This is a genomic window from Azospirillum oryzae (genome assembly GCF_008364795.1).
GTDB classification, from domain to species: Bacteria; Pseudomonadota; Alphaproteobacteria; order Azospirillales; family Azospirillaceae; genus Azospirillum; species Azospirillum oryzae.
In genome coordinates this window covers 43,984-69,847 of the sequence record NZ_VTTM01000008.1, presented here as the reverse complement: position 1 = coordinate 69,847, position 25,864 = coordinate 43,984, and the positions used below count along the sequence as shown (strand labels likewise).

General features: G+C 69.1%; 17 protein-coding genes. 10 read left to right on the top strand and 7 right to left on the bottom strand.

The genetic code is table 11. The annotated features are described in order from the left end of the window. Window positions 1-24: 24 nt before the first annotated feature. On the top strand, window positions 25-1,299 hold the full coding sequence (locus tag FZ938_RS20615) for a glycosyltransferase family 4 protein (RefSeq protein WP_149200322.1): 1,275 nt from the start codon (window positions 25-27) through the stop codon (window positions 1,297-1,299). On the opposite strand, the gene wbaP is transcribed toward FZ938_RS20615, so the two are convergent. Next, on the bottom strand, window positions 1,293-2,756 hold the full coding sequence (gene wbaP, locus FZ938_RS20610) for an undecaprenyl-phosphate galactose phosphotransferase WbaP (RefSeq protein WP_149200321.1): 1,464 nt from the start codon (window positions 2,754-2,756) through the stop codon (window positions 1,293-1,295). The two genes, FZ938_RS20615 and wbaP, sit on opposite strands and share 7 nt — an antisense overlap. A 321-nt stretch (window positions 2,757-3,077) precedes the next feature. Between wbaP and FZ938_RS20605 the strand changes: the two genes are divergently transcribed. Continuing rightward, the gene (locus tag FZ938_RS20605) at window positions 3,078-4,481 is read left to right on the top strand and encodes an O-antigen ligase family protein (RefSeq protein ID WP_174756948.1); all 1,404 of its coding nucleotides are present in this window, start codon (window positions 3,078-3,080) and stop codon (window positions 4,479-4,481) included. A gap of 20 nt (window positions 4,482-4,501) precedes the next feature. Next, a complete protein-coding gene (locus FZ938_RS20600; RefSeq protein ID WP_174756947.1) occupies window positions 4,502-5,395 on the top strand; it encodes an FkbM family methyltransferase in 894 nt (297 codons plus the stop codon). On the opposite strand, the gene FZ938_RS20595 is transcribed toward FZ938_RS20600, so the two are convergent. The 3 genes from FZ938_RS20595 to FZ938_RS20585 all read right to left on the bottom strand — a co-directional run bounded on the left by FZ938_RS20595 (window position 5,323) and on the right by FZ938_RS20585 (window position 13,272). After that, window positions 5,323-8,454, bottom strand: a complete 3,132-nt coding sequence (locus tag FZ938_RS20595; protein WP_149200318.1) for a M10 family metallopeptidase C-terminal domain-containing protein — start codon at window positions 8,452-8,454, stop codon at window positions 5,323-5,325. The genes FZ938_RS20600 and FZ938_RS20595 overlap by 73 nt on opposite strands. A gap of 169 nt (window positions 8,455-8,623) precedes the next feature. Further along, entirely contained in the window at window positions 8,624-11,674 is a 3,051-nt protein-coding gene (locus FZ938_RS20590) for a glycosyltransferase family protein (RefSeq protein WP_246457158.1), read from the bottom strand. Beyond that, window positions 11,671-13,272: a tetratricopeptide repeat-containing glycosyltransferase family protein gene (locus FZ938_RS20585; RefSeq protein ID WP_149200317.1), complete on the bottom strand. Its 1,602-nt coding sequence runs from the start codon at window positions 13,270-13,272 to the stop codon at window positions 11,671-11,673. Before FZ938_RS20585 ends, FZ938_RS20590 begins: the two co-directional genes overlap by 4 nt. A gap of 186 nt (window positions 13,273-13,458) precedes the next feature. Between FZ938_RS20585 and FZ938_RS20580 the strand changes: the two genes are divergently transcribed. Beyond that, a complete protein-coding gene (locus FZ938_RS20580) occupies window positions 13,459-14,802 on the top strand; it encodes a tetratricopeptide repeat protein (RefSeq protein ID WP_149200316.1) in 1,344 nt (447 codons plus the stop codon). 34 nt (window positions 14,803-14,836) lie between these two features. Here FZ938_RS20580 and FZ938_RS20575 read toward each other — a convergent pair whose 3' ends face one another. Continuing rightward, complete coding sequence (locus FZ938_RS20575) at window positions 14,837-15,388, bottom strand: hypothetical protein (RefSeq protein WP_246457189.1); 552 nt, start codon at window positions 15,386-15,388, stop codon at window positions 14,837-14,839. 218 nt (window positions 15,389-15,606) lie between these two features. Between FZ938_RS20575 and FZ938_RS20570 the strand changes: the two genes are divergently transcribed. Further along, window positions 15,607-16,194 (top strand): D-sedoheptulose-7-phosphate isomerase, encoded by a 588-nt coding sequence (locus tag FZ938_RS20570; RefSeq protein WP_149200315.1) that lies wholly within the window; start codon window positions 15,607-15,609, stop codon window positions 16,192-16,194. A gap of 8 nt (window positions 16,195-16,202) precedes the next feature. Beyond that, window positions 16,203-17,912: an O-linked N-acetylglucosamine transferase, SPINDLY family protein gene (locus tag FZ938_RS20565; protein WP_149200314.1), complete on the top strand. Its 1,710-nt coding sequence runs from the start codon at window positions 16,203-16,205 to the stop codon at window positions 17,910-17,912. On the opposite strand, the gene FZ938_RS20560 is transcribed toward FZ938_RS20565, so the two are convergent. Then, a complete protein-coding gene (locus FZ938_RS20560) occupies window positions 17,891-18,289 on the bottom strand; it encodes a type II toxin-antitoxin system RelE/ParE family toxin (RefSeq protein ID WP_149200313.1) in 399 nt (132 codons plus the stop codon). The two genes, FZ938_RS20565 and FZ938_RS20560, sit on opposite strands and share 22 nt — an antisense overlap. Window positions 18,290-18,297: 8 nt before the next feature. Beyond that, window positions 18,298-18,549, bottom strand: coding sequence for a type II toxin-antitoxin system ParD family antitoxin (locus FZ938_RS20555; protein WP_149200312.1), 252 nt, complete (start codon window positions 18,547-18,549; stop codon window positions 18,298-18,300). A gap of 191 nt (window positions 18,550-18,740) precedes the next feature. On the opposite strand from FZ938_RS20555, the gene FZ938_RS20550 reads away from it, so the two are divergent. The 4 genes from FZ938_RS20550 to FZ938_RS20535 all read left to right on the top strand — a co-directional run bounded on the left by FZ938_RS20550 (window position 18,741) and on the right by FZ938_RS20535 (window position 25,854). Beyond that, window positions 18,741-19,565: a class I SAM-dependent methyltransferase gene (locus FZ938_RS20550; protein ID WP_149200311.1), complete on the top strand. Its 825-nt coding sequence runs from the start codon at window positions 18,741-18,743 to the stop codon at window positions 19,563-19,565. Between the two features lie 73 nt (window positions 19,566-19,638). Next, window positions 19,639-21,192 carry a tetratricopeptide repeat protein gene (locus FZ938_RS20545; protein WP_149200310.1) on the top strand — a complete coding sequence of 518 codons (1,554 nt, stop codon included), beginning with the start codon at window positions 19,639-19,641 and terminating at the stop codon, window positions 21,190-21,192. Beyond that, complete coding sequence (locus FZ938_RS20540; RefSeq protein WP_149200309.1) at window positions 21,189-23,174, top strand: O-linked N-acetylglucosamine transferase, SPINDLY family protein; 1,986 nt, start codon at window positions 21,189-21,191, stop codon at window positions 23,172-23,174. The genes FZ938_RS20545 and FZ938_RS20540 overlap by 4 nt, the downstream gene beginning before the upstream one ends. A 370-nt stretch (window positions 23,175-23,544) precedes the next feature. Further along, entirely contained in the window at window positions 23,545-25,854 is a 2,310-nt protein-coding gene (locus tag FZ938_RS20535) for a glycosyltransferase family 4 protein (protein WP_149200308.1), read from the top strand. The last annotated feature ends 10 nt before the right edge of the window (window positions 25,855-25,864 follow it).

Below are 25,864 nucleotides of genomic sequence, written 5' to 3'. Positions count from 1 at the left end.
CATCAACCGGGGCGCAGGAAACCGGTGACCCTTCTCCTGGACATTCCGGCACCCGCGACGCGGTCTGCGATGCCGCCCGTCCGCCACGGCGGACGGCGCATCCTGGTGCATGACTATGCCGGTCACATCTTCCCGCTTCAGCTGAGCCGCTGGCTCGCAGCCGAGGGGAACCAGGTCCTGCACCTCTACGCCTCGGAATCGGAGGCCCCGCGCGGCCGTTTGATGCGGAGCGCCGACGATCCCCCCGGCTTCGCGGTCGAAGGAGTCGGCATCGGCCGGCGGCTGGACAAATACGTCCTGCACCGGCGCTGGCTGCACGATCACGCCTATGGCGGCCATCTGGCCGAACGCATCGCCGCCTTCCGCCCGGACGTCGTCCTGTCGGGCAACACGCCGCCGGCGACGCAGGCACGCCTGCTGAAGCGCCTGAAGCGGGACGGCGTGCCGCTGGTGTACTGGGTGCAGGACATCTTCACCATCGGGGCCGAGGAAATCCTGAAGCGCAAGCCGAAGCCCCTGCGCTGGGCGGCCCTGCGCCTGCTGGAGCGGACGGAGTTCGGCACGATGCGGCAGTCGGCGGGGCTGGTGGTCATTTCGCCGGACTTCCTCCCGACCCTGTCGACCCGCGGGGTCAACCATCCGCACAGCACCGTGGTGGAGAACTGGGCTCCCTACGGCGAGATCACGCCCCGCCCGAAGGACAACGCCTGGAGCCGGGCGCATGGGCTGAACGACCGTTTCGTGTTCCTGTGCAGCGGCACCCTGGGGATGAAGCACAACCCGGCCCATCTCGCCAATCTGGCGCGTGCCTGGCGGGACGACCCGCGCGTCCGGGTCGTGGTCGTCAGCGAAGGGCTGGGACGCCGCTGGCTGGAGGACGTGAAGGCCGCCGAGGGGCTCGACAACCTCGTCCTGCTGGATTTCCAGCCGGTCGGCCAGCTGTCGGACGTGCTGGCATCGGCGGACGTGCAGGTGCTGCTTCTGGAATCCTATGCGGGCGCGCTGTCCGTCCCGTCCAAGGTGTACAGCTATTTCTGCGCCGGACGGCCGATCCTCGGCGCACTGCCGGCGGCCAACCTGGCGCGCCGGCTGGTGGAGCGCGAGAGGGCCGGCCTCTGCGTCGATGCGGGCGACGACATGGGATTCCTCGCCGCCGCGCGGCGCCTCCACGCCGACTCCGCATTGCGCATGTCCTGTGCGGACCGGCAGGTCGGATACGCGCACCGGACATTCGACATCGACCGGATCGGGCCGCGCTTCCTCGACGTGCTGGACGGCGCCTGCGCCGGGTATCAATAGGCGCCGACGCGCCGCAGCACGACCGGGACGGTCTTGGCCAGGATGGCGATGTCGTGCCACAGGGACCAGTTCCTGACATACCAGGCATCGCTGCGGACCCGCTGATCGTAACTGCTGTCGTTCCGGCCGCTCACCTGCCAGAGCCCGGTCATGCCCGGACGCACCTGCAGATAGAAGGCCAGGTCGCGCCCGTATTTGTGAAGCTCGTCCGCCGTCACCGGTCGCGGACCGACGAGGCTCATCTCGCCGCGCAGGATGTTCAGGAGCTGCGGCAGCTCATCCAGGCTGCTGGCCCGCAGAAAGCGTCCGATCCTGGTCACTCGGGGATCGTTCTTCAGCTTGAAGGTGCTCCGCCATTCGGCCAGGACCGCCGGATCGCGCTCCAGCAGCTCGCGCAGGATGCGGTCGCTGTCGCCGACCATGGTGCGGAACTTCAGGCAGGTGAAGGGGCGGCCGTTGCAGCCGATCCGCCGGTGCCCGTACAGAACCGGGCCGCCATCCTTCACGATCAGGGCGGCGAAAACGGCGAACAGCGGCAGAAGCAGCACCATGAGCAGGACCGCCACGACGAAGTCGAAGCAGAATTTCAGCGCGCGGCTCATCGGCTGCGCCAGATTGTTCCGCGCCATCATCATCATGATGTCGTGGCTGAAGAAGTAGAACCGGTCGAATCCAAGCACCGGCAACCCGCGCAGCGGCGGCACGATGGCGAAGGGCAGTCCTTCGCACACCAGATCGGTGATCAGGTCGCTGTCCTCCACGCATTCGGCGCTGGACAGCGCCAGAACCACCAGCTGCGCTTTGTGCGTTTCATACAGAGCCGCCCAGGAGCGGCCGGTGACGGTGTCGAGCAGGGCCGACAGCGGGACGGTGCCGAGGATGTCGTAGCCGAGGGACGGTTCCGACCGCAGCGCGTAGCTCGCATCGTCGGCCTCCTCGCCGCTGCCGACGATCAGAACCGGGATGCGCCAGCAGCCGCAGGCGTCGAGAAGCGCGGCCACCACCCGGCGGCCCAGCGGAAGGACCGCCGCCGAAACCATCCAGGTCAGGACCAGCCAAAGGCGGGAGAAGTCCACCTTGAGCGCGAACATCAGGAAGCCGTCGCACAGAAGCATCAGGATGCAGCCGAGGACGATGTGCTTCACCTCGGTCCAGAAAGGCAGGCGCTGACGGTAATGGCCCCGGGTGAGCAGCCAGAGGACCAGACCGATGCCGAACCCGCCGAACTGGATCAGGCGCAGCGCCGTGTCCTCGCCGAACACATCCAGGAACGGCCGCTTCAGGATCCATTCGTTCACGGCCAGCGACGGCAGCGCCGCCAAGCCGAACGCGACCAGCAGCATGGCCAAGTCGGAGGTCAGGAGCGCGACATGCCGCATTCGGCGCAGGCGGGCCAACTGGACCGGGTAACCCAACGTCTTCAGCATCGGATGAACGGTAGCCTCACGACTGGTCACGCGGGCGCGCCTCGCTGGAATTGGCGGAAGATGAAAAGACTTACTACCTGCAAGGGCATTCCGCGACAAGACTCCTGCTTTGGTGTAAATCAAATTTGACTCAATCTATTTCATTCCTGAAATGTGCGGCGGCATGATTCCTGCCGGTCCCCTCTGGGAAGGCCCGGCGGCCTGCCCAAGAGACTGCGCTTCCTTCGAGCGGCGAAGCACGCCTCCCGGCTAGCCGGCTCCGCCGATGGCGGTAGGCACGGCACCTCCTTTGCGGGTATGATGCGGCGGTCTTGGGAACGATCACGCAGGACTGTTGGAGACTTTGCACACTTGACGGGAAACACGCTGATTTTTCGCCTGCTGATGATCGTCGTCCTGCTTGCGCCCCTCCCGCTGGGCGCCAACCGCCCCTGGGCGTGGAGCATGATGGCCGTGGCGGTCGGGCTTCTGTGCGGGTTCTGGGGAGTGCTGGCCGCGTTCGGGAAGGCACAGGCTCCCCTGTCCTTCCGCCGCCTGTGGCCGGTGGCCGTGCCTTTCGCGATGGTGCTGGCCTGGGCTTGCGCGCAGGCATCCTCCCTGCTTCCCTCGGAACTGTGGCACCCCCTGTGGATGGCGGCGCAGCCGGCATTGGAGGCCGTCGGGGGGGGCGAGGCGGCCGGAATGGTGTCCGCCGATCCGGCGATGACACGCGCGGCGATCCTGCGGCTCGCGACCTATGGCGGCATCTTCTGGCTTGCCGTGCAACTCGCCTGCGACCGGAAGCGCGCAAGGGAGGCGCTGATCCTGATGGCCGCCGCCAGCACGCTGTACGCCGTCTACGGGCTGGCCGCCTATTTTTCCGGCGCCAAGACCATCCTGTGGATGAGCAAGTGGGCCTACGTCGACGACCTGACCTCGACCTTCGTCAACCGCAACGCCTACGGCGCTTATGCCGGCCTGGGCATGGTGTTCTGCTTCGCGCTGTTCCTGCACGCGTTGCGGCCGTCCTCCCGCCCGAGCGCTCCGCGCGCCTATGAAATGGCGGAGACCTTCCTGATCCATGCCCTGCCCTATCTGATGGCCCTGGCGATCCTGGGGTCGGCGCTGCTGCTGTCGCATTCGCGCGGCGCCTTCATCAGCACGGGCGCCGCACTGGCCGCTCTCATGATCGCGCTCGTGACCGGCAGGATCGTGCGTCCGCGGACGGGGCTGCTGTCGGCCCTCCTGGTGCTGGGGATGGGCTTCGCCGTCCTGGGCGTGAGCGGCGACAGGATGGTGCAGCGCTTGGCCAACGAGAGCACCCAGGACTATGACGAGGAAAGGCTCAACGCATACCACCTGACGATGCGCGCCATCGAGGACACGCCGCTGACGGGCACCGGGCTCGGCGCCTTCACCCCGACCTTCCGTCTGTACCGCGACGCGTCGCTGCCCCGTGCGGTCGATTGGGATTACGCGCACAATATTCCGCTGGAAATGGCACTGGATCTGGGCCTGCCGGCAGCAGCCCTCTTCTATCTGTGCCTGGCCGTCATCTTCGGGGTGTGCGTGCGCGGCCTGATCGTGCGCCGGCGCGACGGGATCTATCCCGCGGCGGCGCTCGGTGCCGCGACGCTGCTGGGCGCCCATGGACTGGTCGACTTCAGTGCCCAGATGCCGGCCATCGCCGCCATGCTGGCGATGATCCTCGGGATCGGCTACGCGCAGTCCTGGAACACCGCGGACCGCCACCGGAACAGCGGCGAACCGGCATGAGCCGGGTGGGCGGAGCGTTGATGGGCGGTGCATTCTGGCGCAAGGCGCGCAAGCTGGCCCGCCTGCTGGGCAATCCGGCGTTCCGCCGCGGCCTGCGCTTCGGCGTGGCGGCGGCCATCGAACACCGCACCATCCTCGGCGCCCTGCCCGTCGCCACCGTCATCGACGTCGGCGCCAACACCGGCCAGTTCTCCCTGCTTGCCGCCTCGCTGTACCGGAACGCCGCCATCCATGCCGTGGAGCCGTTGCCGGCAGCCGCCGCCGTCTTCACCCGCCTGTTCGCGGACAGCGCGCGCGTGCGGCTGCACCGGGTGGCCGCCGGCGCCGGAACGGCCAACGCGCCGCTGCACGTCTCGCGGCGTCATGACTGCTCGTCGCTGCTGCCCATCGCCGGAGGCCAGACGGATTTCGCTCCCGGGTCGGAAGCGGTCAGAACGATCACGGTGCCGGTCCGCCCGCTGGACGAACTGATCGCTCCCGACGACCTCGTCCGGCCCGTCCTGCTGAAGCTGGACGTGCAGGGCGGCGAACTGCAGGCCCTGCAGGGGGCCGGGCGCCTGCTCGCGTCCGTCGACCATGTGTATGTCGAGGTCTCCTTCCTGCCGCTGTACGACGGCCAGCCGCTGGCGCATGCCGTCGTCGAGCATCTTGCCGGGCACGGATTCGGCCTTGCCGGAACCAACCATCCGACCTTCGACCGGGCGGGCCGCTGCGTCCAGGTGGACCTTCTGTTCAGCCGGCTGCCTGCCGCGGCGACGCATCTCCACGGCCGGCCCGCAACGGAGCCCGGCCTGAGGGAAACCGCCCTGACGGAAGCCGATCAGGAGGCGGAAATCGCGCCCTATCCCCCCATCGCGGCGGCCAGCAGCCCGTCGCCCGCCATGGCGAGCCCGGCCGGCTGCGGTCGGACATAGCCGATCGGGTTGGGACGGGACTCGTTGCGGCCATAGGTGATGAAATGGATCAGCGCCTTCTGCTGGTCGCTGCCGAAAGCGGCGCTGAGGTCGGGGTTGGCCATCAGATAGGCGAGCGCGTTGAACCGGGTCGGACGCCCGTCCGCCTGACCGGCGGATTGGTAATGGGCGGTGGCCGCCGCGGTGTCGGTGCCGAAGGTTGCTGCCAGATCCGGATTGGCGGCCAGATAGCTCAGGGCATCGAAACCGGCGGCGTCGCGCCGCGGCGTGTTGCCGTAGAGCACGACATAGAGCTTCACCTGCTGCTCGCTGCCCGCGAAGACGCTCAGCAGGTCCGGATTGGCCAGCAGATAGTCGTGGGAGTTGAAGCTGGTGCTGCGGTTCTCCAGGCGGCCGAAGCGGATGTAATGCTCCTCCGCCCGTGTGGAATCGTTGCCGAAGCTTGCTGCCAGATCGCGGTTCGCCGCCAGGTAGGAGAGCGCGTCGAAGCTGCTGCTGCGCCCCTCCCGCCGGCCGTAGGACAGGTAATGCCGGGCCGCCTGGGCGGTGTCGGTGCCGAAGCTTGCGGCCAGATCGGGGTTGGCGGCCAGATAGCCCAGGCTGTCGAAGGTGATGCTGCGCCCCTCGACCCGGCCCATGGTCAGGTAATGGCGGGTCGCCGCCACCGGATCCAGACCGAAGGCGGCGGACAGATCGGAATTCGACACCAGATAGCCGAAGGCGTCGAAGCGGGTGCTGCGCCCCTCCCGCTGCCCGAGGGTCAGGTAATGGCGGGTGGCGGCGACGGTGTCGGTGCCGAAGGCGGCGGCCAGATCGGGATTGGCCGCCAGATAGGCCAGCGGATCGAAGCTGCCGGTCGAGCGCCCCTCGCGCCGGCCGAAGGCGAGATAATGCTGGGTCGCGGCCTTGCGGTCGTAGCCATAGGCGGCGACCACGTCCGGGTTGGCGGCGAGATAGGCCAGCGGATCGAAGGACTGGGGCGCCCGCCCTTCCGCCCGGCCTAAGCGCAGGTAATGCTCGCGCGCGGCCGTCTCGTCGCTGCCGAAGGCGGCGGCGAGATCGGGATTGGAGGCGAGATAGGCCAGCGGATCGAAGCCGGCCATCGTCTCGGCCAGCGGGGTCACCCGCAAGGTCACGGTCTGGCCGCTGACCGCGCCCTGGCTGTCGGTGACGGTGTAGGCGAAGGAGCCCGGCGACGACGGGGTGCCGGATGGCGCCTGATAGGTCAGGCCGGCCAGATCGGCGGTGCCGAGCGTCATCCCGGCGGTGACGGCGGTGCCGTTGGCCAGCCGCAGCGTGCCGGCGGTCGGCAGCCGGGTCAGCGTCACCGTCATGCCGTCGCCTTCGTCCGGGTCGCTCGGCCGGTCGATGCCGAGAGCGATGGCCGGCCCGGCTTCCAGGGCGGTCAGGGTCTTGTCGCCCTGGACGGTCGGCGGCCGGTTGGCCGGGCGGGAGGAGACGATGAAACCGATCCAGCGGCTCCACGCCACGCCGTTGTAGGCGCGCACCGACAGCTCGTCGAGGCTGGTCAGGGAGGACGCGGCGAAGGTGACGCCGGCGAAGGCGGCGGCGCTCAGCGAGACCACGGCGCCGGTTCCTTGAGCCACCCCGCCGACCATGATGGAGCCGGCGCCGCTGGTGTTGTCGACCAGCTCATATTGGGTGACGAGGCCGCCGGCCGGATCGGTCGCCGTCACCAGACTGGCGATGTTGATCGAGGAGCCGATGGAAACCCGGCCGGCCTTGGCGGTGACCGCCGGGGGAGTCAGGCTGATCCGGGTGTCGGCGAACAGGGCGAATTCGACGTCGGTCAGCGTGTCGGTGCCCTCGCCGCCGCCGGAGATGGTGGCGCCGTCGGCGGTGACGGTGACGGTGTAGGAGGAGCGGCTGCCGTTGTAGACCGCGGTGTCGCTGCCGCCGTTGCCCTGCAGCGTGTCGTCGCCGGCCCCGCCGGTCAGCGTGTCGGAGCCCTCGCCGCCGATCAGCAGGTTGTTGGCGGAATTGCCGATCAGGATGTCGTTGCCGCTGCCGCCGATGGCGTTCTCGATGGTGACGCCGGCGGCGACCGCCACATTGCCCACCGCCAGCCCGCCCGAGCCGTTGGGACCGATGGAGCTGAAGGCGCCGGGGGTCAGGTCGATGGTGACGGCGGACGCCTGCCCGCCGGCGTCGATGCTGTCGGTGCCGCCGGTATCCCAGATGGCTTGGCTGACAGCCACGGTGTTGCTGGCGAAGGCATAGCGGTCGTCGCCGATGCGGGTGTCGGTGTTGGTGCCGTACAGGTACTGGGCCGCCGCGATGTCGTAGAGCGCCGGCCCCGTCGCCAGCCCGTTCAGGCCCAGGCTGGGGTGCCGGTTGTAGGACATGAGCGTGTAGCGGTAATTGTCCTCGGTCGAGGACAGGTAGGGCGGCTCGCCCCCGCCGCCGGTGGCGTTGTAGTTGCCGGGATGCTTCAGCCCGATGGCGTGCCCGATCTCGTGCAGGATGGTCAGGTAGCCGTAGGTTCCCGGCGTCGGGCTGGTGTTGGTCGAGGTGTTGTTGGCGAGATAGATGTCGCCGCCGCCGTCATAGAGCGACCCTGTCGGATAATAGGCGTAGGCGGCGCTGGAGCTTTGCCGGTTGGTGCCGATGCGGATCGACCCGCCCTGCCCGCTGTTGGCGCTGTCGGAGGTCTCGACGAAGAAGATGTTGGCGACGGCGCTCCAGGCGGCGAAGGCTTGGCGCACCGCGTCGCGCTGCGCGGCGGACAGCGGCGCGAAGCCGGTGGTGTCCGAACCGGAGGCGTAGGACGGCGCCTGCTCCATGAAGCTGTAGGTGACCGTCGCCCCGCTGCCGACCCCGCCGCTGCCCCAGCGCGGCGTTCCCGTCGCCAGCAGGGCCTGGACGGTGGACGAGGCGGCGCCCTGCGGCAGCGCGCCTTGCGACGTTCCGTCCAACCCTGCGGCGATGGGTGCGGCACTCCAGTCGCCGCCCCAGCTTGTTGCGTTGCACAGCAGGCAGGAACAGGCGGGCACGGCACCGGCCGGAGCGTCTGACGGGTCTGGGAAAATGGTGGTCATGGCCGCAAGGGAATCCGCGCCGCGGGCTGCGGCTCCGCCACTCTACAACCTTTCATCCCCCAATCGAAAGGGGAGGGGAGCCCGGACCTTTTTTCTCCACCGGCCAATAGACTGCGGCCGATAGACTGCGGCCGATAGACTGCGGACGACGCGCTGCGGTGCCCTCCGCTCATTCCTTCTGCGCGATCAGTTCCTCGAAGACCACCTCGATCCGGTCGACGGAGCGGGCGACGGTGAAGTCGCGGGCACGGTCGCGGCCGGACAGGGCCATGCGCAGCCAGGCGGCGCGGTCCCTGACCAGGCTGCGCAGGCGGTCGGCGAGCGCCTCGTGGTCTTCCGCCTTGAACAGCAGGCCGTCGACGCCGTCGCGCAGCACCTCGCCGCTGCCGCCGGTGCCGCTGCCGATCACGGTCAGGCCGGCGGCCATCGCCTCCACCTGCGAGATGCCGAAGGGCTCCTGGAAAACGCTGGGGAAGACCAGGACATTGCAGCGGGCGAACAGGTCGGACAGGGCGCGGCGATCGAGGAAACCGGTGAAGCGCACCTTGCCGGCCATGCCGTTGCGCTCCACGAAGTCGCGGCAGCGGGCCGCGAGGTCGGCGTCCGGCGCCTCCCCGGCGAAGGTGCAGTCGAAGTCGATGCCCTCGCGGTGCAGGATCCCCAGCGCGTTGACCAGCGTCTGCGGTCCCTTGTAGTTGACAAACAGGCTGGCGAAGGCGATGCGCAGCCGGTCGGTCGCCGGCATCACCGCGCGGTGGAAGTAATCGACGCGGGCGCCGGGATGGATCACCGTGGCGGGCAGGCCGTAGCCGCCGGCCGCCAGCCGCTCCGCCACCCAGCCGCTGGCCGGCCCGGCGCGGTAGAGCGGTGAGCGGGGTGCCGCCTCCGGTGCGTAGCCGGGATGCTGGTTGCCCAGGCAATGCAGAACCGGCACGCCCATCTGCCGGGTCAGCGGGTCGAGGAACTCGGTCGCCAGCATGTCGAGGTTGCCGACCAGACAGGCGTCGGCACGGAAGTCGCGGGCGGTTTCCAGCACGCGGCGGATGTTGGCGCGGATCAGGGCGGCGCAGTGGGCCGGGTCGTCGTGGGTGAAGGCGCGCCCGTCCCGCCAATAGCCGTAGAGGGTCAGCGAACGGTCGACATGCGCCTCGATGTCCTCGGTCCCGGCCATGCCCGGCCGCGTCAGGTCGGGCATGTCGGCGGTCAGCACCTTCACCGCATGGCCGCGGCGGATCAACTCGGCCGAGAACTCCCACAGCTTGCGGCCATAGCCGCCGAACTCCTGCGGCGGGAACAGGTTGGTGACGACCAGGATGCGGCGGGGCCGCCCGGTCGAGGGAACCGTCGCCTGCCGGAACAGCGCGCGGTAGCGCTCCAGCCCCGGATGGCCACCGGCCGAAGCGGCAAGCGCGGCCTCGTCGAGATCCGGGGCCGGATCGGCCGTGCCGGCAAGCCGGGCGGCCCGGCGCGCCTCGCCCAGATAGATTGCGGCCTCCACCGGGCGCCCGCCCGCCACGCACAGGCGGGCCAGCCCGGCGAGCGCATCCGGCTGCTGGCGGTCCAGCCCGACGGCGCGCAGCAGGAACCGCTCCGTCAGGGACGTCTCGCCGAAGCGGGCGGCCAGCCGGGCGACGCCGATCAACTGCTCGGCGGTCCGCAGCATCGGCTCCAGCGCCGCTAGGCGGGCATGCCGCAGCTCCGGCGCCAGTTCCGCCGCCAGGGCCGGGGCGGACAGCGAACGGCCGGCATAGCGCAGGGCGTCGGCGCATTGAAACAGGATGCCGCCGGGTTCGGTCGGCACGAAACCCCAACCGGCCAGATGGGCCGCCGCCTCGGCATGGTCGCGCGACGACAGGGTGGGACAGAGGACGGAGGCGCCGGGCAGCCGGGCCATTCGCCGGTCGGTCTCCGCCCGGTCGGGCCAGGGCAGCAGAGTCACCGCATCATCCCGCACCCGGTCGGCGGATGGCGGCAGCGGCAGGGGCATGGGCAGGGCAACCGGTTCGGAACCCGCGTCCGGATCCGCGAAGACCACGCGGGGCAGGTCACGGGCCATGGCCCGCAGGTCGGCGGCGAAGCCGCCTCCAGTTTCGTCCTGCCCGGCTGCGTGGACGGTCAGCCGCGACGCCGTCAGCTGCAGCCGCTGCAGCGCCTCATAGGCGGCGAGGCGGCGGCGGAAACCGATGCTCCGGGCCGGCAGCGGCGCCAGCCCGCGCCGCTCCCCGCGGACCTCCAGCGCCGGATCGACACGGTCGTCGAACACGGCGGCGAAGAACTGGGCGCGCTTGACCTGCGGACTGTGGAATGCCAGCAGATGCGCCTGGCCTGCCCGGCGGATCGCCATCGCCTCGTCCGGGTGGTCGAGGTAATGGCGCACCAGCTCCACCAGCTCGTCGGGCGAGCGGTATGTCGCGAGATGGCGGCCGGGGGTGAAGCAGCGCTCCAGTCCGGCATCGGGCGACAGCGCGTCGGTGACGAGGAAGCCGCCGGCGCCCAGCGCCTCGAAGACGCGCAGATTGAGGTCGCCGTTCAGCGAAACGTTCAACGTGACCTGCGAGGCGGCATAGACGTCGGCCGCCCTCTCCGGCTCGGCCCGCATGCCCAGCAGCGGCAGCCCGGCTGCGCTCAGCCGCTCCAGCACATGGCGGCGCCAGGGATGAAAAGCGCCGATCTGCCCGACGAAGGTGAGCGGGCGGTCGGGGGCCGGGGGAATGTCGCGCCGTCGCAGCGCGTAATCCACCGCCGGGACCCAATAGACCCGCTCGAACCCCGCCTCCAGGAAGAGATAAGCGTGCTGGCGGGTATGGTCGAGCATCACCGCATCGAAGTCCTCCATCGCGCCATAGGCCAGCAGAGTGCGCAAGGGGGCGGCGAAGTGATGGGTGTCGCCGACCAGAAGCACCTTGGTGCCCGGCAGCCGGTCCAGCCCGCGGGGAAGGTTGCGCCGGGTGGCATCGGCCTTCACCACGATCAGTTCCGGACGCTGGTGCGCCGGCAGCCGGGCGACGACGGCCGTCAGATCATATTCGCCGGGCGGGGTGTTCAGCGAGGCGAAGCCGTCGCCCGTCTCCACCGTCGGACAGTCGGGTCCGCAGAACACCTCCCGCTCCGAGAACAGCGGCCGGCGGTAGTATTCAGGCGGGGCCAGGCAGCAGAAGAGCGTGACCGGGTCCGGCAGGCGGAGGCCGGGGTTGGATGGGGTGGGAGCGGAGACGGTCACAGCGCGTCCAACTCCCGCAGCAGGGCGATCAGCCGGCGGGTCGCGGCCTGCCAGCTGAAATGCTCCAGCAGATGGGCCTGGGCCGAGCGGCGGGTGCCGGCGGGGTCGTCGATGACCGCGCGCAGCAGCCGGGCGGCCTCGTCCTCGTCGGGGCTCCACCAGCTCTGGCCGGCATAGGCGCCGATGCCGGGGGTGACGGCGCTGGGGATCATGTGCGCCACCCGCCCGTCCAGATAGGCATGGTAGGCGCTGTGATCGGGCGCCAGCAGGGTCAGCCCCATCGCCCCGGCCTGGGCCATCGGCAGGTCCCAGCCCTCGCCGTGCGACATGCTCCAGTAATGGGTGGAAGCGGCATGGAGCGACATCATCGCCGCATCCGACAGCTTGCCTTCCACCAGGAAGATGGGCGCCACCTGCGTCAGCGGCCGTCCGACCTGCGCCGCCACCTGTTTCAGCAACTCGCCGACTCTGTTGGCGATCCCGCCACCCTTGCCGGCCTTCAACAGCAGGGCGGCCGGATCCTCCCGTCGCGTCGCCCGCACCCAAACGCGAAGAAGCCCGTCCAGGTTCTTGCGGTCGTTGAAGTCGGAGACGTTCAGGATGCGGACCGGGTAATCGGCGAAGCGGCGGCCCATATGGTCGGTGATGACGGTGGGAGTGATGCCGCCGGGATCGACGTCATCCACCCCGGCGGGGCAGATGTGGATGCGGTCATGCGGGTGGCCGCCACGCAGCCAGGCCGTACGCGAGGAGTCGGTGGCGACCAGGACATGGTCGTGGCGCCGGCCGAGCGCCGTCCACAGAGGCGGGATGTCGACTCCCTCGAACATGCTGAAGTTGATGGTTTTCAGCCCGGGAATACACTCCACCGCCGGCGGTGTGGTGATGGACAGCACCGCCTTTGCCCGCACCGGACGGTCGAGGGAGAGCAGCAGCGGGTCGATCGCGTCGTCCGGAAGATTGTCCCCGTGGCCATAGTTCAGGTCGACCAGCCGGACGGTGATCCCGGCCGCCACCAGTTCCTGGACGAAGCGGCGCACGAGATAGGCATAGCCGCTGCTGTCGCGGAACACCCCGCGGACGACCAGCCCCGGCGGCAGGGATGGGTCGGCCGCATCGTCGCGGATGCTGCGGGCGGTGGCGCAGCGCTCCAGGGCACAACGCAGCTTTACCGCAGAGGCACCGCCGCCGGATTCCATCGCGGTCGCCCGGCGCAGCAGCCGCTCGGCCTCGTCGATCCGCCCGCACGCGAGCGCGTCGGTCCCCAGGCGCGTCAGGGTGGGGAGACAGGCCGGCTCCGACACCAGCTTGCGGCGGAAATGCGCCATGGCCTCGTCCAGCCGGCCCATGGCCATCAAGGTGCCGGCTTGGTTGATCAAGGCGCTGGGGTGGTCCGGCTGCAGCCGCAGCGCGCGGGCCACGATCGTCGCCCCATGCCGCTGGTCGGAGCGGCGCTTCAGCAGTCCCAGCAGATGAAGGGCATCCATATGGGCCGGATCGATGACCAGGATGAGGCGATAGAGCCTCGCCGCCAAATCGACGTCGCCGGCCTGATGCAGAGCGGCGGCCCGGATCAGGATGTCTTGTATCGAGGTCATGCGCGGGTGCTGTTCCGGAACCGGAGAATAGACGGGCGGGAGGCGGGTCGGGCATCCGGATCGGGGGAGCCGGAAGGCGGAGGAAGATCGGTGAAATCGCTGAGGCTTGCAACAAGGCAGCTTGACCCTCCGGCTGATGCGGGTGCAAGTCAGGGCAACCGCGCCCTCCTTTCCGGGTACCCTTTTATGGCCGCCTCCGCCGAAATCGCCACCCCCATCCAGATCGAAACCCTGCCTGGACAGCGGATGGCGGTACCCGATGCCGTCCAGCAGGCGCTCACCTATTGCAATTCGGGTTGGCTCGACATCAGCACCATGATCTGCGAGCGCATCCTGGCCGCCGATCCCGGAAACGCCCACGCCCTTCTGATCCAGGGCATAGCGACCTGCAAGAACCGCGAGCCGGCGAGAGCCGTGCCGATCCTGGCGGAGGCGCTGCGCCGCGATCCGGGCTCGGTCGACACGCTCTATCATCTGGGGCAGGCATTGCTGCTGTGCGGGCATTTCGACCGGGCGGAAGTGGCCTTCGACTGCGCCATCCAGGCGCGCTCCGACTATGCCGAGGCGATGGCCGGTCTGGCCGAGGTGCGCCGGGCCAGGGGCGACGCCGACGGCGCCTATGAACTGCTGCAGCGCTCGATCGCGTTGAAGGGCAACTATTCACCCTCCTACATCGCCTATTCGCTGATGCGCTTCGACCGCTCGCTGCCGCCGGGGGACGGGCCCGGCTGGAACCGGCGGCGGGAGGCCCGGCGCGACCGCCCCTGCCTGACCATGGCCTCGCTCGGCTCCTATGGGCGCTTCGCCCAGACGGTGAACGAATATGTCGCCGTCCGCCTCTATGCCGAGAAATACGGGATGGAGTTCCTGACTCCCGACTGGGTCGGGCATGCCTTCTTCTCGCTCGACGATCCGCGGCTGGACCCGTCGGTGCTGCCGGAATTCCAGGGATGGCTGCAGCAACGCAAGGATTTCGCCCGCGGCTTCGACGAACCGGCGGCCGATCCCTTCCGCGACCGCGACCTGTTCCTGGGCGGCTCTCCGGTCAACCCGATGCTGAAGGAGCGGCAGGCCGACATTCTGTCCTGGCTGACCCCGCGCCCCTGCTGGGACCGTTTCCTGGAACCGCCGGTGGAGGCCCTGCGCCGCCGCGGCCGCACGCTGGTCGCCGTGCACATCCGCCAGACCGACTGGTGGAACCAGGACTACACGCCGCTGTCGCTCTATCTGGACTGGCTGGACGGGCTGTGGCCGACGCTGGAGGACCCGGTGCTGTTCGTCGCCACCGACGAGCCGGGCGTGGTCCCCGAATTCGCCCGTTTCAACCCGACCACCCCGGTCGACTTCCCGGTGCGCTGGGAGGGGCTGGAGTATCTGCAGGATTTCCACGTGATGACGCGGGCCGACATCCTGGCGATCAGCACGGGGTCCTTCGCCGCCACCGCCGCCGCATTGAACCCCTCTCCCCGCCTGCTGCTCCACCCGGCCGAGGGCAACCGCGGGCTGGTGCCGTTCGAGGCTTGGCGGTAGGGGGCGTGGCGGCAGGGAGATAAAGCGCCGCGCCTTACTCCGCCGTTTCCGGCGGCTTGGCGGTCTCGTTGCCCGTCCCCCGCGTCGGGTTGCGCATCGGGTTCTTGGGATCGAACAGGCCAAGGCGCTGGAGCGTCTGGGCGAAGCCTTCGGTCAGCATGGTGATGCGGTCGCTGATCTCGGCGATCTCGCGGGCCGAGATGACCGGGGCGTCGGCGGAGATGCGGCCGTGGGCGCGGTAATTCAGGCGGATGGCGACGTCGTCGGTCTCACCCTGGATCCAGGAACCGTGCAGGATCTTGTTGCGCTCGCGCCCCAGTTCCAGCGCCTCGTCGCAGCGGGCGACCAGGGCCTTGGCCTCGTCCGGGGGAAGCCGCAGGCCGGCGATGGCCTTCAGCGCGTCGAAACGGGCCTTGACCTGCATGTTGGAGGCGATGGGCAGGAATTCGGTGTGATCGGTGCCGAGCAGCCGGGAGATGCACAGCGACACCATGTCCTCGAGCTGTGCCCAGGACACGGCGATCATGCCGATCGCGCAGTACATCTTCACGCTGAGGGGGCCCAGCCGGACCGTCCGCGTCGTCATTGGCCACCCTTGGCATTCCGCCCCGCCGCCGGGGCACGGAACCGAAAATAAGCGTTCCGCGCGGTATGGGAAAGCGGTCATTGCGCGGCTGGCAGTTGACAGGCCCCCGCGATCCATAGGATGCACTGCCCGCTGCATACGGCGCGCAGCGCCTCTCCGCTTCCGCCGCCGCTTTCTCTACCGCCGCGCACCATCGGTCACGCAAAGGTATTCCGCCCATGGCCACCCAGGACACCTCCGCCCCCTCGCTGCACGGCTGCCTCACCGCCGCCATCGACGTCCTGCGGCGCACCATGGACAGTCTCGACCCGGCCCGGGTCGAGGCGGCGGTCGCGGCGGTCACGGCGGCGCTCGGCGCCAACAAGGCGCTGCTGGTCTGCGGCAACGGCGGATCGGCGTCGGACGCCCAGCACATCACCGGCGAGCTGGTCGGCCGCTTCCTGAAGGAGCGGCGCGGACTGAAGGCGATCTGCCTCAGCTCCAACGCGGCCGTCCTGACCGCCTGGAGCAACGACTACTCCTATGACAGCGTCTTCGCCCGCCAGACCGAGGCCTATGGCGAGCCGGGCGGCGTCCTGCTGGGCATCTCCACCAGCGGCAACTCGCGCAACGTCATCGCCGCCTTCGAGGTGGCGAAGCGGCTGGGCATGACCACCATCGCCATGACCGGCGAGGGCGGCGGCAAGATGGCGGCCCTGAGCGACATCCTGCTCGACGTGCCGTCGCGCTCCACCCCGCTGATCCAGCAGGTCCACATCTGCCTCTACCATTACCTGTGCGAACAGGTCGAAGCCCGGCTGGCCTGAACCCGTCCATGGACCCGTCTACCCTGGCAACCCTGGATGCGCTGAAGCGCCGCGCGCTGGAGGCCTTCACCGCCGGGCGGCTGGAGGAGGCCGTGGCTCTCTACCGCGACCTGCTGGCGGAGGACGGCACGGCCGCCGACCTGTGGAACAACCTGGGCGTCCTCCTGTCCGAGCTGAAACGCCCTGCCGAGGCGGCGGCGGCGCTGCGCATCGCCCTGGCGCTGCGGCCGGATTACGACAAGCCCTGGGTCGGGCTGGGCAGCGAAGCCTTCGGCGGCGACCGGCTGGAGGAGACGGTGCGCTGCTGGACCCGGGCGATCCGGCTGGAGCCGCGGCAGGGCGCCGGGCTGTGGTTCAACCTGGGCGTGGTCCGGCAGATGCGCGGCGAGGCGGCCGAAGCCGCCGCCGTCTTCGGCCGGGCCGAGGCGCTGATGCCCGACGACCCGCGCGTCGCCAGCCAGCGGCTGCTGTGCCTCAACTACCTCGACCTGTCCGGCGAGCGCCTGCTGGCCGAACACCGGCGCTTCGATGACCGTTTCGGCAACAGGGCCGACGATGACCGGCCGTCCTCCATCCCGCATGCCAACCGTCCCGATCCGGAAAAGCGGCTGCGGATCGGCTATCTGTCGGTCGAGTTCCGCGAACATCTGGGCGCCTATTTCCTGACGCCCCTGTTCGAGGCGGCCGACCGCGGCCGGTTCGACATCGTCTGCTATTCGATTCTGCCGGACGTCCACGCCGACGCCTACACCGCCCGCTTCAAGGCGCAGGCGGACGGCTGGCGCAATGTCGGCCATCTGGACGACGAGGGGCTGGCGGCGCAGATCCGCGCCGACGGCATCGACATCCTGGTCGACCTCGCCGGCCATTCAGGGCTGAACCGGCTGCCGATGCTGGCGCTGCGCCCGGCGCCGGTGCAGGTGACGTGGCTGGGCTATCCCAACGGCACCGGCATGGCCTCGGTCGATTACCGCATCGTCGATCCGGTCAGCGACCCGATCGGCCCCACCGACGGCCATGCGGTGGAAACGCTGGTCCGGCTGCCCGCCCCCTTCCTGTGCTTCCACCCGCCGGCCTCCGCCCCGCCGGTGGTGCCGCTGCCGGCAGGCGCGACCGGAGCCGTCACCTTCGGGTCCTTCAACAAGCTGTCGAAGATCACCGATGGCACCGTTGCGCTGTGGGCCGAGGTTCTGCATCGGGTGCCCGACGCGCGCCTGCTGCTGAAGGACCGGCCGCTGTCCGATGCCGGCACCGCCGCCATGCTGCGGGCGCGCTTCGCCGCCGCCGGCATCGACCCGGCCCGGCTCGACCTCGTCGGCTTCATCAAGGATGGCGCCGGGCATCTGGCCGCCTACAACCGCATCGACATCGCGCTGGACCCGCACCCCTACAACGGCACCATCACCACCTGCGACACGCTGTGGATGGGGGCGCCGCTGGTGACGCTGGCGGGCGGGCGCCATGCCGCCCGCGTCGGCGCCAGCCTGATGACCGCCATCGGCCTGCCCGAGCTGGTCGCCGCCACGCCCGACCGCTACGCCGCCATCGCCGCGGAACTGGCCGGCGACCTCACCCGCCTGATGCGGCTGCGCATGGGCATGCGCGAGCGGGTGCGGGCATCGGCGCTGTGCGACGAGGCGCGCTTCATGCGCAACCTGGAGACCGCCTACCGGCTGATGTGGCGGCGCTGGTGCGATCAGCGGCGGTCGGACAGCTGATCCGTTTCCAGGGCGGAACCTGCGGCGGGATCGGGGGCCTCGGCCAAATGGCGGGCTGGCTCCATGCTTTCATGCAGCAGCCGCAGGATGATGACCCTGGCCGGTCCGTCCGACGGACGTTCGACGGCATAGTACAGGAAATGGGAGGCGGCACCCCGCCGGCCCGCCGCCGTTTCGAGATGGAAGGCCCGAAGCCCCGGGACGACGGTCCCCCGGTCACGTGAGCCACCGCGGCCGGGATCCTCGGCGACCATCGTCACCGCCTTCGCGATCAGGCGTTTATAGGCTTCGCGCTGGTGCGTTCCGAACCGCTCCAGCGTTTCCCTCAACACCGTCCTGAAATCCTGCTTCGCCGCGTCGGTTACACGGTAGGCCATCCCCGGCCTCACACGTCGATCCCGTCGAGGATGTCGTTTATGGGCCGGTCGTCCAGGCGGCCCTGCCTCCAATCGTCGAAGCCGACCGTGACGGCCCGCCGAAGCATCTCCAGCTTTTCCTGTTCCGCCGCCTTTTCACGGTGCAGCAGGCGCAACGCATCCCTGACGACCTCGCTTTGCGATGCATATCCGCCGTCGGCGACCTGACGCTCGACGAAGCTGGCAAGGGTCTCAGTAAGGCTGACGTTCATGGTGGGCATGGAAGCTCTCCAGCTCTTCATCATTCAGGCCGGCGCATTTGGCAGGCTGATATGTTTGGCAAAATTTGTCAACATGGGTGTCTTCTTGCCAAGCCGCTCTCCATTGGCCCTTTGCCCCCCTGCTTGACAAGCGCGCCCCCCGGCTTCTACCGATAGCGCCGTTTTCCCCATCACCACACCGGACCGCCGCGATGAGCGAAGCGCCGCCCTCTTCCCCCGCCCCCGACACCGCATCCGCGGTGCACAGCGGGTCGGCCGACCGCTTCGGCTATGAATGGGGCCGCTATGCCGAGCTGAAGGACATCTATCAGGAGCAGTTCCGCCGCTGGACGCCCTTCATGGCGCCGGAGGACTGGCGCGGCCTGACCTTCGTCGACGTCGGCTGCGGCATGGGACGCAACAGCCACTGGCCGATGAGCTACGGTGCGGCCGGCGGGCTGGCCATCGACATCGACGAGCGCAGCCTGGCGTCGGCCCGTACGACGCTGGCGCCGCATCCGGCGATGGAGGTGCGCCGCCAGAGCGCCTATGAGCTGAACGAGGTCGAACGCTTCGATCTCGCCTTCTCCATCGGCGTCATCCACCATCTGGCTCATCCGGAAACGGCGCTCGCCAACATGGTGCGCGCGGTGAAGCCCGGCGGCCGGGTGATGATCTGGGTCTATGGCCGCGAGAACAACGGCTGGATCGTCCGCTTCGCCGACCCGCTGCGCAAGGCGCTGTTCAGCCGCCTGCCGATCGGGCTGGTGCATGCGCTGTCCCTGCCGCCGACCGCGCTTCTGTGGCTGGCGCTGCGGCTGGGGCTGGACCGGCTGGAATATTTCCGCCTGATCCGCCGCTTCGATTTCGCCCATCTGCGCTCCATCGTCTTCGACCAGATGCTGCCGAAGATCGCCAATTACTGGCGCCGCGACGAGGTGGAGGCGCTGATGAAGCAGGCCGGTCTGGAAGACGTCCAGCTTGCCTGGGTCAACGAGATCTCCTGGGCGGCCATCGGCCGCAAGCCGCAGGGGTGACGCGCCGGGGGACCGAAGAAGGCAGCCCTTTATTGCCGCCAACCGGGCTCTTGGGGTAAGAAGCCGCGGTTCCATGCGGCGGATCCATCCGTGCGGCAGGCAGTCGGGCGAAGCGTTGGGGGTTGCCATTTCCGAGTTCTCACCGGCCTTCGTCGAGGCCTTCAACGGCGGCGCCGTCCTGTTCCAGGCCGGCCGCTTCGACGAGGCGGCCGAAACCTTCCGCCGGCTGGCCGATGAACGTCCCGACATCGCCAACCTGCACGGCAACCTCGGCCTGTCGCTGCGCGCCGCCGGCCGGCCGCAGGAGGCGATGGAGCCGCTGCGCCAGGCGCTGCGCCTGCGCCCCGCCTATCCGGACGCGCTGAACGCGCTGGGCGGCATTCTCCTCGACCAGCGCAACCTCGACCATGCGCTGGTCGCCTTCCGCGAACTGGCGCGGCTGAAGCCGGATTATCCGGGCGCGCTGCTGACGCTCGGCAACCTGTTCATGTTCACCGGCGACGGGGAAAAGGCACGCGCCGTCTACCGGCTGGCGCTGAGCGTCGAGCCGGACGTGGCGGTCAACTACAACAATCTGGGTGCGGTCAGCCTCAGCCTCGGCCATCCGCCGGACGCGGCGCTGAACTACCGGCGCGCGCTCGCCATCGATGTCGGCAAGCCGGAATACCGCAAGAATCTCGGCACCTGCCTGCTGATGGCCGGCGACTATCCCAACGGCACCGTCGCCTATGAGGGCCGGCTGGAACAGCCGGTCTGGCGCAAGCGCAACATGCCGGGCGTCCTGTGGCAGGGCCAGCCGCTGGCGGGCAAGACGCTGCTGGTCCATTTCGAACAGGGGCTGGGCGATTCCTTCCAGTACATCCGCTATGCCGGCGTGCTGAAGCGCATGGGCGCGCGGGTGCTCTACGAATGCCAGCCGGCGCTGAAGCGCGTGCTGTCGACCGCCCCCGACCTGGACGGGCTGTTCGCCTTCGGCGAGCCGCTGCCGGCCTATGATTACTACATCTCGCTGATGAGCCTGATGCACCGGCTGGGCACCACGCCGGACAACGTCCCCGGCGGCGTGCCCTATATCCGGGCCGAACCGGAACTGGCGGCCCGCTGGGCGGAGCGGCTGGACCGGCTGGAGGGCGGCGAGCGCCCGGCCTTGCGCGTCGGCATCAACTGGCACGGCAACGAGACCGGCAAGTCGATCCCGCTGGAGTGCTTCGAGGCGATGGGCCGGCTGCCCGGCGTCCGGCTCTACAGCCTGCAGAAGGTGTCGGGCCTGGACCATCTGGAGCGGCTGCGCGACCGCGTGGCGGTGACGGAGCTGGGGGCCGATTTCGATGCCGGGCCGGACGCCTTCCTCGACACCGCGGCGGTGATGGCCAACCTGGATCTGGTCATCACCTGCGACACCTCGGTCTGCCACCTTGCCGGCGCCATGGGACGGCCGACCTGGGTGGTGCTGAAATGGTTCGCCGATTGGCGCTGGATGCGCGACCGGCTCGACAGCCCCTGGTATCCGACCATGCGCCTGTTCCGTCAGGCCAAGCAAGGCGACTGGGCCGAGGTGATGGCCAGGGTGACGGCGGACGTGATGGCGGACGTTGCCGCAAAGTCCGCCGGGAGGACCGCGCGATGACGCTGAACGAGGCGGTGCGGCTGGCGCTGGAGCATTTCCGGGCCGGCCGGATGGCGGAGGCCGAGGGGCTGTGCCGGGCCATCCTGCAGGCGGCCCCCGGCATGGGGGAGGTCGCCCAGCTGCTGGGCGTGACGGTGATGATGCAGAACCGTCCGCAGGAGGCGGAGGCGATCCTGCGCCAGTCGATCGCCATGCGGCCGGATCTGGCCGACAGCCACGGCAATCTCGGCACCGTGCTGCAGTCGCTGGGCCGCATGGGCGAGGCGTTGGCGGCGCACGACCGCTGCGTCCAGCTGTCGCCCACCACGCCGGAAGCCTATGTCAACCGCGGTTCCGCCCGGCTGACGCTGGGCGACCGCAACGGGGCGGCGACCGACTTCGCCCGCGCGCTGCGGCTGCGGCCCGTCGATGCGCTCGCCGCCGCCAATCTCGGCGTCGCCCTGCGCGAAAGCCATCGGGTGGCGGAGGCGGACCGCGCGTTGCGCCGGGCGCTGGTCGCCGATCCCGGCCATGCCGAGGCGATGCTGGGCTATGCCCACACCCTGCGCGAGCTGGGGCGGCTGGCGGCGGCGAAGACCGCCTACACCCGCGCGGTGGCGCTGTCGCCGGCCAAGACCGAGGCGCTGTGCTACCACCTGTACCTGATGCAGACGCTGTGCGACTGGGACGATTACGACCGGCTCTGCGCCCGGGTGTCGGAGATCATCGACCAGGACGGCGGCATCGTCATCCCGTTGGCCACCCTGTCGATCGACACCACCCCGGCCCAGCAGGACCGCTCCGCCCGCCTGTTCTTCGAGCGGGTGGTCAAGCGCGCCGCAGCAGCCCCCTTGCAGGCGCGGGCTCCGTCGCCCGGCGGGCGGCTGCGCATCGCCTATGTCTCCGCCGACTTCCACGAGCATGCCACCGCCTTCCTGGCGGCCGAACTGTTCGAGCTGCATGACCGCGACCGGTTCGAGGTGCTGGCCTATTCCTACGGCCCCGACGACGGCAGCGCCATGCGCGGACGGCTGGTGAAGGCCTTCGACCGCTTCCGCGACATCCGCAGCGTGCCGCTGGACGCCGTCGCCCGCTGCATGGCCGACGACGGGGTCGACATCATGGTCGACCTGAAGGGCTACACGAAGCAGACCCGGCTCGACCTGCTGTCGCGCCGGCTGGCACCGGTCGAGGTCAGTTACCTGGGCTATCCCGGCACCATCGGCTGTCCGCACATGGACTATGTGATCGGCGACCGCTTCGTCACCCCGCCGGAGCACCAGCCCTTCTATGCCGAGCGGCTGGTGCTGCTGCCCGACGCCTACCAGATCAACGACCGCCACCGCCCGCTGCCGGAGCAGGTGCCGTCCCGTGCCGACTGCGGCCTGCCGGAGGACGGCGTCGTCTTCGCCGCCTTCAACACCGCCTACAAGATCAGCCCGGCCATGTTCGCCCTGTGGATGCGCATCCTGAAGCGCGTGCCGGGATCGGTGCTGTGGCTGTTCGAGGCCAACCCGCTGGCCGCCGGCAATCTGAAGGCCGCGGCATCGGCCCAGGGCGTCGACCCGGCCCGGCTGGTCTTCGCCCCACCCCGTCCGCTGGCCGACCACATCGCCCGCTACCGCGTCGCAGACCTGGCGCTCGACACCCTGCCCTACACCGGCCACACCACCACCAGCGACGCGCTGTGGGCCGGCTGCCCGGTGGTGACCTGCCTGGGCGGGACCTTCGCCTCGCGGGTGGCGGCAAGCCTGCTGAGCGCGGCGGGGCTGCCCGACACCATCACCCGCTCGCTGGCGGAGTACGAGGATCTGGCGGTGGCGCTCGCCGGCGACCCCGCCCGCCGGGCCGGCTTCCGCAAGCGGCTGGAGGACGGGCGGATGACGGCGCCGCTGTTCGACAGCCGCCGCTTCACCCGCAACCTGGAGCGCGCCTATCAGGTCATGTGGTCGCTGCACAGTGCCGGCCGCCCGCCCCAGGGCTTCATCGTTCCCGCCGGCTGAAGAGGCCGGCTGAAGGAACCGGGAGTGCCGGGAGTGAAGGAGGGCCGGGAATGAGAAGTCTCACCCGTCCCCCGTCCCCACTTCCGCTTCGCTATGCATATTCAAGTATGCGCGAGCTTTTCTCACGCCTGTTTCAAACCTGCAATACACAACGAAAGGCCTAACCCGGTTCCTATGCTTTTTGCTACCATGCACATTAGGGGTATCCCTTTGCTGGTACAGCCAATTAGATGTCAATACTTTCTTTGCTTTCTAATCTTTTAGAGTCTGTCTTTGCCCCACCGATTTGCTGTGGGATTCCCCCCTGCGTGCCTTCCCCGGTCAAAGACCGCTCCTGGTGTGGCACGACCGCTGTCCCGGGAGAGGAACGATGAACGCCATCAGCCAGATCAGGGCTCCCGCCAACGCGGCCGCCACCTATCAGGGCCGGCTGGAGTTCATAACCCTCAACAAGGTTTACGGCTGGCTTCTCAACCAGAGCAATCCGGCGCAGGAATGTCTGGTCGATCTCTATGTCGACGGCCGTTTCCTCGGCACGCATGCCTGCAACGAGCATCACGAGGCGTTGAAGGAACTGCCGGAGCGGAACGGCTTCCTGGGATTCAGCATTCCCCTGCCCGCCGCCCTGCTGTCGGCGGAGAGCTGCACCATGGACGTCCGGATCCACGGGACGGCGACATCGATCCCGGGCTCGCCCATCGTGACCGACGTCAACCGGACGGTGATCGACACCGCCCTGTCCGGGATGACGGCGGAGCGCCACGCCATGTGCGTGAAGGCGCTGTCGGAAACGATGAACCACACCCGGCGCTGCCGGGGGCGGAAGATGGATCCGCGCCTGACGCAGCCCGCCGAGGGTTTCGAGGGAGCGGAGCTGACCATCGGCGCCTTCCTGGCGCACCAGCTCTATCGTCTGCGGGAGACGCAGAACTTTCACCTGCACAGCGCCGCCGACGTGGCGCATTTCCTGGTTTCGTGCGCCGAACGCTTCGATCTCGCCGAACATGCCTGGTGCCCTCTGCCGGCCGACGTCACCGCCTATCTGGCGGCGGGGGAGGAGGACGCCTCCGGCGTCTTCCATTCGCGCCTGCTGTCGGCCTATCGGCTCAAGTCCGGCGAGACGGCCGGAAAAGAGACCGCCGGAAAAGAGACCGATCTCCTGTGCGATCTGACGCATTGGATGTTCGGCAAGGCCCGCCTGCCCAAGGATGCGCTCGCCGCCCGGCATGTGGAGGATTTGAACGCTCCGGCCGGAATCGACGAGCCCGGGCTGATCTCGCGCTTCTATGCCGGGATGCACGCCCGCGACCCTGCCCTGGCTTCGGCGCTCGACCTGCGTGACGAGCGGGCGCTGTTCCCGCTGCTGCTGGCGATCTCGCTGTGGCTGATCCGCTGGAACCTCGACGACCTGTTCCTGAGCGAGCCTGTGCGCGCGCTGCTGAACGCTCCTGTCCGGCATGACGGCAAGGTGATGAACGGGCTTGCCTATTTCTACACCCGCCTGGGCGTGCCGGGAGCGGAGACGCTGAGCCTTTCCGCATTGTGCCAGCGGCAGCGCGCGCATCTGGTGCGCCATCTCCCGCGGACCGCCCGGGCAAAGGGCGTCAACCTGTTCGGCTATTTCGACGGCAGCACCGGCATCAGCCGCAACGCCCTGTTCTCCCGCGATATCCTGCAGGATGCCGGATATGGCGTGACGATGCCGATGATGTCGCTGCCCGGCCACCATGCCGGCGAGGAACTCTACCCGATCAACCTGATCCATTTCGGTCTGATCGGCGCTCCGGGCAACATGATCAATCATGGGCTGGAGCGTTTCACCGGCGCGTACAACATCGGCTTCTTCCTGTGGGAGACCAGCGCCCTGCCGCGCTCCGCCCACCTGACGTTGGGGTTGATGGACGAGGTGTGGACGATGTCGTCCTTCTGCGCGGAAGCTCTGGGCAGGCATTTCGCCGGGCCGATCCATGTCGTCCCCAACTGCGTCGACGAGCGGGTGCTGAAGGCGGCGGAAAGGGTGCGGCCAGCCGGCGAGCCCTTCACCTTCTATTTCTGCTTCGACGCCCGCAGCTGGTACACGCGAAAGAACCCGGTAGCGGTGGCCCGCGCCTTCCGGAAGGCCTTCCCAGCCGGGAATGGGGTGAGGCTGGTCCTGCGCATCCGCTACCGGCAGACCAGCAGAAGCATCAGCGACCTCGCGCACAAGCTGGCTCTCGACCGGATCGTCGCTCACGATCCCAGGATCATCGTGCACGACCGCGAGCTGTCCTACGCCGCCTCCCTGGCGGAGATGCGGTCCTGCGACTGCTACGTCTCGCTGCACCGGGCGGAAGGCTTCGGCTATACGATGGTCGAGGCGATGATGATGGGCAAGCCGGTGATCGCATCGCGCTATTCGGCCAACCTCGACTACATGACCGACGAGACGGCTTTCCTGGTCGACGGCCGGGAGCAGCATGTCGGGCATGACGAATACCTCGACGTGACCCCCGGTTCGCGCTGGTTCGATCCCGATGTGAAGGCGGCGGCGGCGGCAATGCGGCAGGTCCGGGACAACCCGGAGGAGGCCGCAAGGCGCGCGGCCGCCGGGACGGCCCTCGTCCGCAGCCGCTTCTCCCGGCCGGCGCTGCAGGCGCTCTATGCCAAACGGATGGACGCTGTCTTGAATTCGGCCTACTGAGACGGCGCAC

Bases quoted from the DNA above. Each gene is read 5' to 3' on its own strand.
- FZ938_RS20600 (WP_174756947.1), top strand. From the start codon at position 4,502: ATGGGCGGTGCATTCTGGCGCAAGGCGCGCAAGCTGGCCCGCCTGCTG.
- FZ938_RS20595 (WP_149200318.1), bottom strand. From the start codon at position 8,454: ATGACCACCATTTTCCCAGACCCGTCAGACGCTCCGGCCGGTGCCGTG.
- FZ938_RS20585 (WP_149200317.1), bottom strand. From the start codon at position 13,272: ATGACCTCGATACAAGACATCCTGATCCGGGCCGCCGCTCTGCATCAG.
- FZ938_RS20580 (WP_149200316.1), top strand. From the start codon at position 13,459: ATGGCCGCCTCCGCCGAAATCGCCACCCCCATCCAGATCGAAACCCTG.
- FZ938_RS20575 (WP_246457189.1), bottom strand. From the start codon at position 15,388: ATGACGACGCGGACGGTCCGGCTGGGCCCCCTCAGCGTGAAGATGTAC.
- FZ938_RS20570 (WP_149200315.1), top strand. From the start codon at position 15,607: ATGGCCACCCAGGACACCTCCGCCCCCTCGCTGCACGGCTGCCTCACC.
- FZ938_RS20565 (WP_149200314.1), top strand. From the start codon at position 16,203: ATGGACCCGTCTACCCTGGCAACCCTGGATGCGCTGAAGCGCCGCGCG.
- FZ938_RS20560 (WP_149200313.1), bottom strand. From the start codon at position 18,289: ATGGCCTACCGTGTAACCGACGCGGCGAAGCAGGATTTCAGGACGGTG.
- FZ938_RS20555 (WP_149200312.1), bottom strand. From the start codon at position 18,549: ATGCCCACCATGAACGTCAGCCTTACTGAGACCCTTGCCAGCTTCGTC.
- FZ938_RS20550 (WP_149200311.1), top strand. From the start codon at position 18,741: ATGAGCGAAGCGCCGCCCTCTTCCCCCGCCCCCGACACCGCATCCGCG.
- FZ938_RS20545 (WP_149200310.1), top strand. From the start codon at position 19,639: ATGCGGCGGATCCATCCGTGCGGCAGGCAGTCGGGCGAAGCGTTGGGG.
- FZ938_RS20540 (WP_149200309.1), top strand. From the start codon at position 21,189: ATGACGCTGAACGAGGCGGTGCGGCTGGCGCTGGAGCATTTCCGGGCC.
- FZ938_RS20535 (WP_149200308.1), top strand. From the start codon at position 23,545: ATGAACGCCATCAGCCAGATCAGGGCTCCCGCCAACGCGGCCGCCACC.